The organism is Streptomyces sp. NPDC056452 (assembly GCF_042796085.1).
In the GTDB taxonomy this organism is placed as follows: Bacteria; Actinomycetota; Actinomycetes; order Streptomycetales; family Streptomycetaceae; genus Streptomyces.
In genome coordinates this window covers 130655-143337 of the sequence record NZ_JBHTRI010000004.1, presented here as the reverse complement: position 1 = coordinate 143337, position 12683 = coordinate 130655, and the positions used below count along the sequence as shown (strand labels likewise).

Genomic DNA, 12683 nt, shown 5'->3' with positions numbered 1-12683 from the left:
TTTACTGCTTCTTGGCCACGATCAGCCGGCCGTCGTTGATGTCGACCTCGCCGCCGGCCAGCACGATCGAGGCGCCCTGGCCGTTCGCGATCGTCACGCCCTTCTCGTCGACCTGGATGTACGCCCCGGTCGCGGCCTGGAGGCGGATACCGCTGCCGCCGTCCGGCACGTCGCCCAGGACGAACTTGTGCCGGTCGGAGGTCTGGATCACCACGTTCTGGTGGGCGGGACCGCCGGTGAGCGCGTCGGGCGGCAGCTCGGACGTGTCGCCGTACCAGCAGCCGGTCCAGATCGGGAAACTGACATCCCCCTGCTCGAACTCCACCCACACCCCGGCCCCTTCGGCCGGGACCACGTACTGCCCCGACTGCGGGCCCGTGAACGGCAGGCAGGGCATGGCCCAGGTGGACGTCTCGTCGCCCAGGACGTCCGGCACCTTGACCGTGACCCGCCCGATCCTCAGCGGGTCGTCATTGCCCACCACCCGCCCCCGGAACTTCCCGAGAAACCGGTTGTTCGGTCCTGCAGCCATGCAAGTTCTCCTGGTCCTCTTCCACTTCCGCTGTCGCGGCCGTCACGGGCGTACGGTGTCGCTCCGGGCGATGAGGCCCTCGCGCGAGAGCGTGAAGTTCTGCTGGTACGAGCCGGGCCTGATGGTGTGGGTGACCGACTTGACGAAGTAGTCGCCGTCGTACGTCACCCCGGCGCCGCGGACCCCGACCAGCTCGCGGGGCCGCAGGATGTAGCCGTGCCGGTTCACGTCCAGGGAGCCGGAGCCCGAGACGGCATCGGCGGACAGCGCGGCTCGCGCCAGGAGCTCCGCCTGTGCCTGCGCCGACTCCTTCTTCGCCGTGCCGGACAGCGTGCGCCGCTTGAGCGCGGGCGTGGCCCGGCGGCCCAGCGGGGGGCGCAGCGGCCCGATGTCGGGCTGCGGCAGCAGCCGGCTGTCACGGGTGGCGGGGTCCTGGACCCGGGCCTGCGGCTCCTCGCGGGCGGTCCCGTCGTACGCGAACGTCAGCTGGTCCACCGTCGAGTTGACGTCCATGTTCACGTTGAGCGCGTGCTGCCGCTGCCCGATCCGGGCCTCCGGGCCCCAGACGGCGGTGGAGTGACCGGGGCGGGGTCCGGGTTCGAGGTAGAACGTGTACCCGTTCGCCCGGGCCAGCTCGTTCACGTAGCTCAGGTCGGTGCCCGACTGGTAGTCGACCCTCAGCTGCTCGCGCGGCGGCTGCTCGATCTGCTCCTGGAAGACGCGGGGCTCGATGCCGTAGTCGGCGTACTTGGCGAGGATGCGCGCGACACGTCCGGAGGGCCGCAGATTCGGGTACCGGTCGGTGCGCTCCTCCAGGTCCATGAGGAGCGTGAGGTCCTCACCGGTCACCGTCAGGGTGGAGTGCCCCGGCTGATTGCTCGCGCCGACCTCCTGCCGCACGATGAGCCCGTCGAGCAGGACCTGGGGCGTCCCCTTCACGCTCACGGAGAGGATCACCCGGGTCTTCGGGTCGAAGAACCCCTCGGGTAACAGCCGCCGTGACAGCGCGCCCTGCTTGGTGAGGTCGAACGCCATCTGGAACCCGCTGCGTTCACCCGCGGTGGCGGTGATCTGGGCGGACAGCAGCGCCTGGACGACCTCGGGCGGCACGGGCCTGGTCAGCCGTGGACCCGTCTGCAGGGTGATGTGGATGGGCCCGGTCCCCACCGGCTGCTCAGACATACCGCGCCCCCGGCCCGGGGAAGCCCCCGGCATGCGGGACGGCGATGGCGCGGCCCGGCTCGCCGGTCAGTTCCTGCGGGTCGAGCACCGGGTTGGCGTCGGCGATCTGCCACCACTGCCCGGGGTCCCCGAAGTACCGCTGCGCCAGCAGGTCGGGCCGGTCGCCGTTGCTGACGGTGTGCGGCGCGCTCTCCTGCGCCGTCTCGTCCAGCGGTGGCAGCAACCGCCGCTTGGCGTAGCGCACTTCGGTCCCGTCCGCCCTACGGTGCACGCCGATCTCGGCGTCGTGGTAGCGGCTGGAGCGCGGGTAGGGGTGGGCGCCGGGGACGGCGTCCAGCGCGTTCTCGTACGGTTCGATGTCGGCCATGTCCTTCAGCCCCTCCCCATGACGGTGTTGCCCCCGGCCAGCCCCAGCGAGGCGAGCCCACCACTGCGCGCGGCCCGGGCGAGCTGCTCCTTCTGCGCGAGATGCGCCATGTACAGATCGGCACCGCGGTGCCCGGCGGGCAGGTCGCTGACGCTGAGTACCTTCATGCCGATGCTGAGGCTCGCCCGGATCGGATTCAGGTTCACGTCGAACGCGGACTCGTTGATGGACAGTTCGGTGAGCCGCACGGGCATGACGCGTTTGCTGCCCCAGGTGAAGAGGGTGAGCGGCATCTCGATCGGGCTGATCTCGATGGTCCCCTTCTTCGAGAGGCGGCTTGCCTCGCGCAGCTGTGCGGTGGTCGGGTGCACGAGCATTTCGAGGGTGGCCAGCTCGGGGTGGATCCCGTCGGGGGCGGCGACCTCGAACTGGTCGGTGGCATCGATCTCGGCGGTGAACTTCCAGGTCTCCTGGGCGGGACCCTTGAGGCGGAGGGCCTCGTTGCGGTCCCCGCTCCCACTGCCGCCTCCCCCGGAGTCACCGCTCCCGCCGGCGGACTGGGGCGCGAGGCTGCGTTCCAGGGTGTCGGGGTTGAACTGGAGGACGATGATGCGCTGGGGGGTGCCGCGTTCGGGGTCGACCACGACTATTCCGGAGCGGATGGGCTTGGGGATGTCTGCGTAGCGGGTCACGCCTTCTCCTTCTGGATGTTCATTCCTGAATCTGCGTGGTGGAAACGGAGCAGCCGTCGCACCAGAAGCCGAAGAGCAAACCCTCAAAACCCATCGGGCCGTACGGGGTGGGGCCACTGTCGATGGCGGCTAGAAAGGGCATGAAATTTCCGCACTCGGGACAGATGGGATGCAGCTCAGGCGAGGGCCATCGAGGCAGGCCGCCCACTTGGTGCTGCGACCGTCCGGCAATAGCCATAAGGCTCACTCCTGCCTGATTGGGATGCGTTTCCAGAACCATTGAACGCTTACCCGGGATGATGCGTGAGCCTTTTCCAGCGGGCCCCTGCGGCCCAAAGTAGACCTTTGTGCCATCCGGATTGAATCGCACGACAATTCTGTCGACTTCTTCGCAGTCGCAGGAGAACCAGAAGAATGTGGGGTCCTGGCTCAGATTGTGGGGTAGCGCATTTGCCGAGAGAGTAAGAACACGCTCGGCCGGTGCCCGGCAGTCGGCGCAGAGGGGAACGTCACCCGGGTACGTTCCGCCCATGACGTGGCTGCTTTCGCCTTCGTCGGCAACGAATCCCATGAAAGAAGGGCGAAATCCGGAGTCCTCACCGCTGTCCGGGAGGCGGCCGGCGAGCGGCATCAACCATTCCCAGTCCTCCGGGTCATCAATGTCGTCGCGTACGGATTCGATAAGGTCAGCGGCATGTCGAGTTCGAATGAGTGCCAATGAGTGCAGCTCGTCGATGTCCCGATCTTGTTGCCACTGGCCCAGAAGAGCGTCGGCCAGGGAGTCGGGGGCACCGGACAGAAGACTGCGCCGGATGAAGGGGCTGTCGATCCGGTCGGCGTGCGGGCGCAGACTCTCCGGGTAGTAGATCCCGATGGCAAGAAGGACCGATCCCAGAGGGGAATCCGGGTCCGGGGCGGCCAGATAGTCCTGGATGAATGCGTCGACGAGGGATCCTGGAAGCCAGGGGACCAGTCTGGCGGCCGACTGGGCGAGCGGACCGGCGCCGCGCAGCCGCTCCGCCACCCGCTTCTTCTCCGGGCGTGCTCCGGGGATCATCTCCAGGTAGGCGGCGACGAACTCGGATACCCGCTTGTCGGAGGTTTCACTGAGGCATTGGACGGCTGCGGCCACCCCCTTGCCGACGGACTGCGCCAGGAAGGCAATGATGCGTTCATCCTTCTCAGGAACCGACAGGTCGGGATCGAGGACAATTCTTTCGATTACCTCAGTTGGCGTCATTTCTCGCCTTCTCCCAGTAGTGCAACAGCAGATTGTCGATGCTGTCGGAGTATTCGATTTCTTTTCGATCGGTCAGTCTCTTGTAGTGGACCACCATACTGTAGACCAGACTCTTGATGAGGGTGTTTCTTGCGAGCCAACGGTTCAGATAGAATCTGAAATCGTCCTCGGTGGCCTTTGTCAGATCCCTGGCATCAAGGGCGATCTGGCGATCATCGTTTCGTGCCCCGTGGGTCCGCGAACCACCTTCCGGGTCCGCCTTGCGATATTCGTGCTCCTTTCCGGTGATCATGAGGGTCAAGGCTTCCTTGTAAAGCTTTTCGGATCGCGGTCCTCGCTTCCAGTTTCCCTTCGAGTCGACGGTTATGAATTCCTCGTCCTTGAGTAGTTTCAAGACCTCCGCGTCAGTCAGTTTGGTCCCCTGTTTCTTCTCCTCCCTGGCGATGGCCTTTCTTTGTGCCGCATAGATGAGCGCACCGCCGGACGGGATGTGGTCCGGAGTGAGCCCGTCGCCCGGCACTTCCCGGCCCTTCACCTTGGCCTTTCGGAATGTCAGGCTCTCGCCCTGTGTAACTGGTCCGCCGCGCCGGCCTCGCCGCTTTCCATGGCCTGGCAACGGTGCTGCGAGAATGCTCCTCAGTTGGGGGGAGAGCGAGCCCGGCTTGGACTGCTCGGGAGACGTCCCTCCTTCCCTCTCGTGCGCGGTCCGTTGAGTGCCTTCGCCGCGTCCGGATTCCCTGAGGCCGCGGGTGGCTTCCTTCTCCTGCTCCCGCGCCTCGTTGCGAGCCCTTTTTACTGCCTCTTCCTCTTCCCAGCCGTCGGTGCTGTGGAACGGCAGAACCGGCCCTTTCGGGTTGAGTTCGGCCATGATGCTGCCGTTGTCTTTGCCCTGGAGCAGGAGCGCAGTGAGCCTGTACCAGACCCGCATGCCGGAAAGCGTTCCGTTCATGACTGGGCGTGGAACGCCCACTCGCATGATCTTGAGGAGCTTCGGCCGGATGCGCGCGATGATCTTCTGGAGACGTTGATCCTTGGACTCCTTCGAGTCCTCGCCCTTCTTCCTCTGGTCCTTCTTGGCCTGCTTCTCCTTGGCCGGGTCCTTGTCCTTCGGCTTCCCGTTCTTGTCCTTGTCCTTGTCCCTGTCGGGCTTCGGCTTCTTCGGGTCCTTGTCTCCGTCCTTGGGCTTCGGCTTCCTGCCGTCACCGTCCTTGTCCTTGCCCTTGTCCTCGGTGGGTTTGGCCGGGCCGACCTTGTCGTCGGGCTTGGGCTTGTTCGGGTCCTGGTCCTTCGGCTTGTTCGGGGTGCCCTTGTCCTTATCGGGCTTCGGCTTCGTCGCGTCCTTGTCGTCGTCCTTCGGCTTGTCCGGGGTGTCGTCCTTCGGCTTGTCCGGGGTGTCGTCCTTCGGTTTGGGCTTCGTGTCCGGTTCGGTCTTCGGCCTGGCCGGCGGTTCCGGCTTCGGCTTGGGCTTCGGGGACGGGCTCGGGCGGGTGTCCGGCTTGGTGCCGTCCTTGTCCTTGCCCTTGCCCGGGGCGGTCTTGGGCTTCCCGGGCTTGGTGAGGTCGGGCTTCGGAGTCGTGGTGGTGGGGCGGTTGCCCGGGGCGGCCGTGTCCTTCTTCGGGGCCTGCTCCTGGTTCTTCTTGTCGCCGCCCTTGTCGTCCGAGCCCGTGCCGTCCTTGTTCTTGTCCTTGCCCCCGCCCTTGTCCTTGCCGAGCTTCGCCGCGACTCCTTTGAGGCGCTTGCCCACCTTCAACACGTACTTGCCGATGCCGGTCATCAGCGCCTGGTAGAGGACTTCGAGCAGGGCGACCACGCCCGCCGCGACCGCCTTGGCGAAGAGGATGCCTGCGCCACCGCTCCGGACCGACTTGAGCCAGTCCAGGACCATGCCCAGCGCGCTCAGGATGGCGCTCAGCGCGCCCCAGGCCGTGCGGATGGCGTCGATCACGGCCATGACCCAGCCCGCGCCCGGGATCAGCTTGGCGACGATCTTGGTCATGACCAGCTCGCCGATGATCAAGGGGAGTTGGGGGACTACGGCGTCCCAGGCCTCCTTGACGATGGCTTCCATCTTGATGCCGCCCTTGAGCAGCTTGTCCAAGATGGCTTTCGGGACGCCGATGATCTCCTGGATCTTGTCGTTGAACCACTGCTTGACGGCGGCCTTGACCTCCCGGAACAGGTGGTTCTTCGCGCCGTCCACCGCCGAGTTCTTGGCACCGCCCAGCCAGCCGCCCGGGTCGGAGAGGAAGTCGACCGCGATCAGCATCCAGTCGCCGAGCGCGCTCAGCAGCTTCGAGGCGAAGTCCATGACCGCCTTCACCGCGGCGACGACCGCCTTCACCGCGGCCTGCAGCATCTTCTTGAGGAGGTCCAGGATGCTGCTCAGGAGCTTGCCGATGGCGTCCAGCAGATCGGTGATGATCTGCTTCAGCGCTGTGGCGAGCCTGTTCACGAGGGCGATCGCGGCAGCGATCAGCCCGGTGATGAACTTCCTGATGCGGTTGGCCAGTTCGACGACGGCCCGGACCATCGACTTCGCGAACTCGATCAGATCGTCGATCAGATTCTTGATCGCGTCGACGATGAACTTCCGCGCCTCGTTGATCCAGCGCTCGACCGTCTCCTTGAAGTTCTTGATGAAGCCGACGACCGCGTCGCGCGCCGCTTTGATGACGCGGACGATCGCGTTCTTGATGTCGATGACCTTCTGCTTGATCCAGTCGAAGGCCTTGCTGACCCAGTTGCCCGAGTCCTCGACGCTGTCGTCGCGCTGCTTCTCCGCGTCCTTCTCCGCCTTGGTGTTCTCGTCCTGGATCTTCTTGTCGCCGTCGTCCTTCTCCTTGACGACGTCCTCGTCGGTCTTCTTCTCCTTCTCCTTGACGTCCGTGCGGACCTTCTCGTGCCGCTCGGTCTTCCTGGTGCCGAGGGTCTTGAGCTCCGCGTCCTGTTCCGTGCGCCAGTCGGCGCGCTCGGCGGTGACCTCGTCCAGGGCCTTCTCGCGCTCGCCCGCCTGGCTCTTGGTGTTGGTCGCGACCTCCGTGTCGACCTTCGCCCTGTGCTTCTGCTGCGAGTCGCGGAAGTCCCTGTCCTTGGTCTGCCGACCCTCGGACATGCCCTTTTGGCCGTCGCTGAACGCGGCCTGGAACTGCGGCCCTTGTTCGTGCTCGGCCACTTCGGAGGCCGCCTCCGGCGGTACGGCCCCGGTTCCGGCGCTTCCGTCGGGCGCGCCCCCGTTGCCGCCCTGCCCGCCGGGCACCTTCGCCGTCATCTGCTCCTTGGGAGCGTTGGGGTAGACCTGGTTCTCCCCCATCGGGCGGGCTGCGTCGTCCTTGCCCGTCGCCACCACTTCCTGGCCCTTGGTGTCGACAGCGGTGCCCTGTTCGCCCGCCGTCTGCTCGGCGGCGCCCTCCATCTCCACGCCCGGCGCATTGCCCGCCTGGGCCTTCTTCAGCGCTTCGTCCTTGGTCGGCAGTCCGGCGAACTTGGCGGCCAGCTCGGACGCGTCCACCTCGAAGCCGACCCAGCTCAGGACCTTGCCGATGCCGAAGCCCAGGGCCATCTTGAAGGTGTCCCAGCCGCCCGGCTCCTCCGCCTTCTCCGCCTCGATCTGGCCCTCGGGCTCCTTGGCCCCCTTGACCTCGGCCTTCTCGTCCTTCGGGGCCTCGGACTTGGCCGCCGGATCCTGGGAGTACTGGGCCGGTGCGTCCGCCTTCGGCTTGCCCTCCAGGGTCTGCGGGGCGCCGGCGGGGCGCTGCATCGAGGGCGGCGCGGCAGCGAGGGTCTTGTGCTCGTCGCCGACGGTGCGGTCCACGGAGCCGCTCACGCCGGTCATCGCCTGAAGTGCCTTGTGCGGCTTGAGCTTCGAAGCGGTGGTCAGGCCCGCTTCCGGGGCCACTCCGGAGAGGTTCGGGGCCGCTCCCGAGTCCTTCCTGCCCTTGCCCGGTGCGGCCGCCTTGGCCCCACCGCCACCGCCACCGCCGCTCGACCCTTTGGGGGCGGGAGCCGGCTTGGAAGCCGCTGCCCTGGGGGCCGGTGCGGCCTTCGCCGCGCTCGGGGCATCGGGAGCCCTAGTGGGTTCCGGAGCAGTGGTGGGCGCGGAGGCTTTCGGCGCCGGGCTCTCCGTACGCGAAGCGGGCTCGCTCTTCGCCGGGCCGCTGTCCGACGACTCGCTCGGTGCACCGCCGGACGTGTCCACGGTGGACCCGCCGGAGACATGCGTGTCCCGTGCGGGCGAGGGGGCCTGCGAGTCCGCCGTCGGTTCACTCCGGCCCGCCGGAGCCGCGTCCGTCTTCTTCTGCTCCTCCTTGGCCGCAGGCTCCGGCGCCGCCGCGCTGCCGGCCACCGCCGGCGGCGAGGCCTTCTCCTGCGCACCCGCCGCCGTGCCGCCCCCGGCAGGAGTGCCCTTCTCCTCCTTGGCTGCCGCCTCCTTGGCGTCGCTTCCGGCTTCCGACGTGCCCGGCGCCTCCTGCACGGTCGTCTGCGCGGCGACGGGACCGGCCTTCGGGTCGGCGCCGCTCTTCGGGTCGCGCGAGTCGGTCACCGGCCGCACCTCGGCGGCCTGTTCCAGGGCGAGTCCGCCGAGCTGTGTGTCCCCCTGTGCGCCCTGGTCCGCCTCGGCCGACGGCTCCGTATCGGCGGGTGGACCGGCACCGTCGGGCTCGGGCTCGGACTCCGCCGCAGCGTCCTCGGCGTCCTCCGCGTCCCGCTCGGCCTGCACCTGGTCGGCCTTGGTGACCGGCGGCGCGGGGAACGACGGGACGGTCCCGGCGCCGGACGAGGAGGGGTCCAGCTTGTCCGCCGTCGGTACGGCGGAGACGTCGAGGTCCTGCGCCGGCAGGAAGTCCTCCGGCTCGAGCTCGACGTCCCAGGCACTCGGCTCCCCGCCGGCCTCGGCCTCCGACTCGCTGCCGGACGCTAACGGGTCGTCGTCGGACGTCTTCTCCGGGCCGTCGAGATCCTGGTTGCGTACGCCGTCGAGTGTGCTGAACGCACCGGGTAACCGGGTGTCCTTGCCGGCCGCGGACGGAGAGCCGGCGGGCTTCTCCGAGCCGCCCTTGTCCTCCTGCTTCAGCTGCTGACCCGCCACGAGCGCATCGACGGCGCCCGGACGGTTCTTGGCCGCGGACTCCTCCTTGCTCGCGGCCGGGGCGCCCTGCTGCTCCTGGCCTTCCTTGCCCTCGCCGGAGGAGGCGGCCGGCTTTCCGCCACCCTCGGACCTACCGCCCGAGGGTGAGGACGAGGCCGAGCCGGAGGAGGCGGACGACACCTGCTGCTGAGGTGCGGCAGCCGGTGCCGCCGAAGCGGCGCCCTGGTCCTGCTCCTGGGCCTGTTGCTGCTGGCCGCCCTGGGGAGCGGATTCGTTCTCCGGGGTACTGCCGGGAGCACCGCCCTCGTCGTCCTGGTCCTTCTCCGGACCCGGCGCGGGCTGCTGCTCCTCCTCCCGCTGCTCCTCGGCCGACCGCTGCTCGGTTTCCCGCTCGTACCGCAGTTCCTCGACCGGATCGTTCTCCACGCCCGGTGCCTCGAGCGAGTTCCGCTCCAGGTCGTCGTAGGCCTCCACCTCGTCGACGAGGTCGAGCACCCGCTCGTGCTCCGAGTTGAGTAGCCTGGCCTCCAGGCGCTCCAGAACGGAGTCCTGCAACTCCTCGGGCAACCGTGCCAGCTGCTTACGGGTGCGCTTGGACCGGTCCTCCGGGTCGCCGCGCAGCGAGCGGACGACCGAGTTGGCGAGCCGCTCCACGAGCGTCGCCGGATCGATCTGCTCCAGCCGGTTCCGGTCCGCGTCCACGGTCGCGTACCGCAGCCAGCCGGGCGTCGACTGCCCTTCCTCGACCCGGGTTCCGGGCTCCCCGTCCCGTACGGACTCCTGGGCCGCCGCCTCCGCCTCGCGCTCCATCGCCTGCTGCGGCAGGCTCACTTCGCCCAGCTCGCGCCCGGCGCGCAGCGCGCCCAGGCCGTGCGGGTTCTGCACCGTGTGCAGCAACTCGTGGGCCAACAGACGCTGACCGTCCAAGGTGCCGGGGCGGTACGCGCCCTCCCGGAAGAAGATGTCCTGGCCGACCGCGACCGCGTCCGCGCCGAGCATCTCGGTGAGCGCGGCGGCGTCCGGGTCGTTGTGCAGCCTTACCCGGCTGAAGTCGTGCCCGAGCTGTTCCTCCAGTTCGCGGCGTACGCTCACGTCGAGCGGCTGGCCGGCGCCGCTGACGATGTTCTTCGGCTCGGGCGCCCGGGACGCGGCGCGCTCCTTGCGCTTACGACGCTTGGCGGACTGGTCCGACCGCGCCTCCTGCGAGTGGGACGTACTCATCGCGTCACCTCGCCCCCGCCCGAGAGGCCTGTGTGCACCGCGCGCGCCAGTTCCTGGCCGAGGCGTCGCGCCGAGAGCGACGCGGGCAGCGGGGGCAGTCCCGCCAGGGCGTCCAGTGCCTGTCCGCCGTCCGCGGCGAGCGGCACGCCCCGTTCCCGTACGAGTCGGCCCAACTCGGCCTGGAAGGCCTCCGATACGCGTTCCGGGTCGACCCGGCCGAATCCGTCGAGTACCAGCTCGCCGATGTCCACCCGTACCGTGCGCTGCTGCTCGTTCAGACCCATCCGTGCACCTCCGAAGGCGTCAGGGAACGGTCGAGCTTCAGGTACTCGGTACGAGCGGCCTCCAGCATGTGGCGCATCTGGAGCCGGTCGCCCTCCTCCGCCGCGAGGAACGCACCCGACAGGGCGATGTTGCGGATGGAACCGCCCGCCACGGTCAGCCGGGCCAGCAGCTCCGGATCGACGCCCTTCATCGGCGCCCGCGCGGGCAGCACCCGGCGCCAGATCTCGGCCCGCTCGCTCTCGCCGGGGAACGGGAAGTCGACGACGAAGCGGATGCGGCGCATGAACGCCGTGTCCAGGGCCTGCTTCATGTTCGTCGTGAGGATCGCGAGCCCCCGGTAGGCCTCCATCCGCATCAGCAGATAGCTGACTTCGAGGTTGGCGTACCGGTCGTGGCTGTCCTTGACCTCGCTGCGCTTGCCGAACAGCGCGTCGGCCTCGTCGAAGAGCAGCAGCGCCCCGCCCTGCTCGGCGGCGTCGAAGACCTTGCGCAGGTTCTTCTCGGTCTCGCCGATGTACTTGCTGACCACCTGGGAGAGATCGATGACGAACAGGTCCAGGCCGAGCTCCTTGGCCATCACCTCGGCGGCGAGGGTCTTGCCGGTGCCGGAGCCGCCCGCGAAGAGCGCGGTGACGCCCAGCCCCCGGCGCAGCGTCCCGGCGAAACCCCACTCCTGGTACACGGTCGGCCGCTGCCGCACGTGTGCGGTGATCTCGCGCAGGACGCGCAACTGCCGTTCGGCCAGCACGAGATCGCCCCACGTCGCCTGCGGCTCGATCCGACGGCCCAGCTCGTCCATGCCCATCCGGGCCTCGGTCAGACCCGCCTGCCAGGCCAGGCCGGTCGCGTCCAGTTCGTCCTCGCCGGGCAGGTCCCGGGCCACGGCTGCGCCGGCCGAGCGGACCAGATGCGGAGGCAGTGAGAACTGGGCCACGAGGTCGCGCAGATCGCCCTCCGACACATCCGGTACGTCGGCGAACGCATCTGTCCACACGCCGAGTTGCTCGTCCGCGTCGAGCGGCGGAACGGTGACGCGCTCCCCGCGGGGACGGGCCGTCTGCCGCGGATCGGGGCTCGACACGACCAGCGGCACGGCCGCGCTCTCGACGAACGCGTCGGTGGCGGCGGCCTGTTCACGGTCCATGTCACCGATCTCCACCAGCAGCGCCGCAGGCAGCAGAATCGCCTCGCGCTGCCACAGGCGGGCCAGCCGGTCGCGTCGGTCAGGAGCGGCGGGAAGGTCGGCGGCCGACATCTCGTAGAGGCCGAGTCCCGAGCGGCGGGCCGCGACCGCGGCGATGTCCGCGCGGGTACGGAGATCGCCCCCGACCAGCTCGACCCGGAGCGGCGCACCGCGCCCGGCCCCCGCCCAGCCGGCCGCGACCCGGCTCGCCGCGAGGTCGTAGGAGACGGGCAGCGAGTCCGGCACGGCGGTCCGGCGCAGCAGCCCGTGGAGCCGTGCGTCCAGATAGGGCGAACCGACCAGGAAGTGCAGGATCCGCTCGTCGAGCCGGAGCCGGGACGTCGTCAGCCTGGTCTCGTCGTCCAGCTCGACGATGCGCCAGCGCCGCAGCGGGGCGACGGGGGTGAGTGCGCTCCAGTGCGGATCGCCGAGGGCGGCGAGGGCGAGCGAGAAGGTGGGGTGGGCGCGCTCCGGGTCCCCGCAGGCCGCGGCGCAGCGGGGGGCCGTGGTGGGTTCGAGCTCGGCTGCTGCCGCCAGCAGGACGATCTCGCGCTCGAACGGGCTGAGGCCGAAGCAGGCGACGAGCGCGTCGAGGGCGGCGGGGCCGGGGGGTGCGGCCAGGACGGCGCCCGTCGAGGGGGTGGCACCGGTGCCGGATCCGGGGTCGGGTTCGGGTTCGGGTTCGTTCCGTGCGGGCCGCACGCCTCCTGCCGTATCGGCTGCCCCGGCCGAATCGGCTGCCCCGGCGGTCGCACGCCCGGCGTGGGCGTCGACGCGGGCGAGTACGGCGTGGACGGCCGCCAGAAGCGCACGTCCCTGCGCTGCCGCGTCGCCGCTCTCGCCCCGACCGGCCTCCTCGTATGTACCCATGTCCTCACCCCCCGTGTTCCGCACT

At 69.1% G+C, this 12683-nt stretch carries 8 protein-coding genes; all 8 read right to left on the bottom strand.

The window, feature by feature from the left end; translation table 11 throughout:
• Position 1: 1 nt before the first annotated feature.
• The 8 genes from ACFQ6X_RS05840 to ACFQ6X_RS05805 are packed head-to-tail and all read right to left on the bottom strand — an operon-like array spanning position 2 to position 12658.
• Positions 2 to 532: a phage baseplate assembly protein V gene (locus ACFQ6X_RS05840; protein WP_383176474.1), complete on the bottom strand. Its 531-nt coding sequence runs from the start codon at positions 530 to 532 to the stop codon at positions 2 to 4.
• A 42-nt stretch (positions 533 to 574) separates the two neighbouring features.
• Entirely contained in the window at positions 575 to 1714 is a 1140-nt protein-coding gene (locus ACFQ6X_RS05835) for a hypothetical protein (protein WP_383176471.1), read from the bottom strand.
• Complete coding sequence (locus tag ACFQ6X_RS05830; RefSeq protein WP_383176468.1) at positions 1707 to 2081, bottom strand: hypothetical protein; 375 nt, start codon at positions 2079 to 2081, stop codon at positions 1707 to 1709. Before ACFQ6X_RS05830 ends, ACFQ6X_RS05835 begins: the two co-directional genes overlap by 8 nt.
• 5 nt (positions 2082 to 2086) lie before the next feature.
• Positions 2087 to 2773, bottom strand: coding sequence for a hypothetical protein (locus ACFQ6X_RS05825; RefSeq protein WP_329206299.1), 687 nt, complete (start codon positions 2771 to 2773; stop codon positions 2087 to 2089).
• A 19-nt stretch (positions 2774 to 2792) separates the two neighbouring features.
• On the bottom strand, positions 2793 to 4013 hold the full coding sequence (locus ACFQ6X_RS05820) for a hypothetical protein (protein ID WP_383176465.1): 1221 nt from the start codon (positions 4011 to 4013) through the stop codon (positions 2793 to 2795).
• Positions 4000 to 10320 (bottom strand): DUF4157 domain-containing protein, encoded by a 6321-nt coding sequence (locus ACFQ6X_RS05815; RefSeq protein ID WP_383176462.1) that lies wholly within the window; start codon positions 10318 to 10320, stop codon positions 4000 to 4002. The genes ACFQ6X_RS05820 and ACFQ6X_RS05815 overlap by 14 nt, the downstream gene beginning before the upstream one ends.
• Positions 10317 to 10604 (bottom strand): hypothetical protein, encoded by a 288-nt coding sequence (locus tag ACFQ6X_RS05810; RefSeq protein ID WP_383176459.1) that lies wholly within the window; start codon positions 10602 to 10604, stop codon positions 10317 to 10319. Before ACFQ6X_RS05810 ends, ACFQ6X_RS05815 begins: the two co-directional genes overlap by 4 nt.
• On the bottom strand, positions 10595 to 12658 hold the full coding sequence (locus ACFQ6X_RS05805; protein WP_383176456.1) for an ATP-binding protein: 2064 nt from the start codon (positions 12656 to 12658) through the stop codon (positions 10595 to 10597). The genes ACFQ6X_RS05810 and ACFQ6X_RS05805 overlap by 10 nt, the downstream gene beginning before the upstream one ends.
• Positions 12659 to 12683: the final 25 nt, after the last annotated feature.

Excerpts from the sequence above, each read along its gene's own strand:
- ACFQ6X_RS05840 (WP_383176474.1), bottom strand. The coding sequence starts at position 532 with ATGGCTGCAGGACCGAACAACCGGTTTCTCGGGAAGTTCCGGGGGCGG.
- ACFQ6X_RS05835 (WP_383176471.1), bottom strand. The coding sequence starts at position 1,714 with ATGTCTGAGCAGCCGGTGGGGACCGGGCCCATCCACATCACCCTGCAG.
- ACFQ6X_RS05830 (WP_383176468.1), bottom strand. The coding sequence starts at position 2,081 with ATGGCCGACATCGAACCGTACGAGAACGCGCTGGACGCCGTCCCCGGC.
- ACFQ6X_RS05820 (WP_383176465.1), bottom strand. The coding sequence starts at position 4,013 with ATGACGCCAACTGAGGTAATCGAAAGAATTGTCCTCGATCCCGACCTG.
- ACFQ6X_RS05815 (WP_383176462.1), bottom strand. The coding sequence starts at position 10,320 with ATGAGTACGTCCCACTCGCAGGAGGCGCGGTCGGACCAGTCCGCCAAG.
- ACFQ6X_RS05810 (WP_383176459.1), bottom strand. The coding sequence starts at position 10,604 with ATGGGTCTGAACGAGCAGCAGCGCACGGTACGGGTGGACATCGGCGAG.
- ACFQ6X_RS05805 (WP_383176456.1), bottom strand. The coding sequence starts at position 12,658 with ATGGGTACATACGAGGAGGCCGGTCGGGGCGAGAGCGGCGACGCGGCA.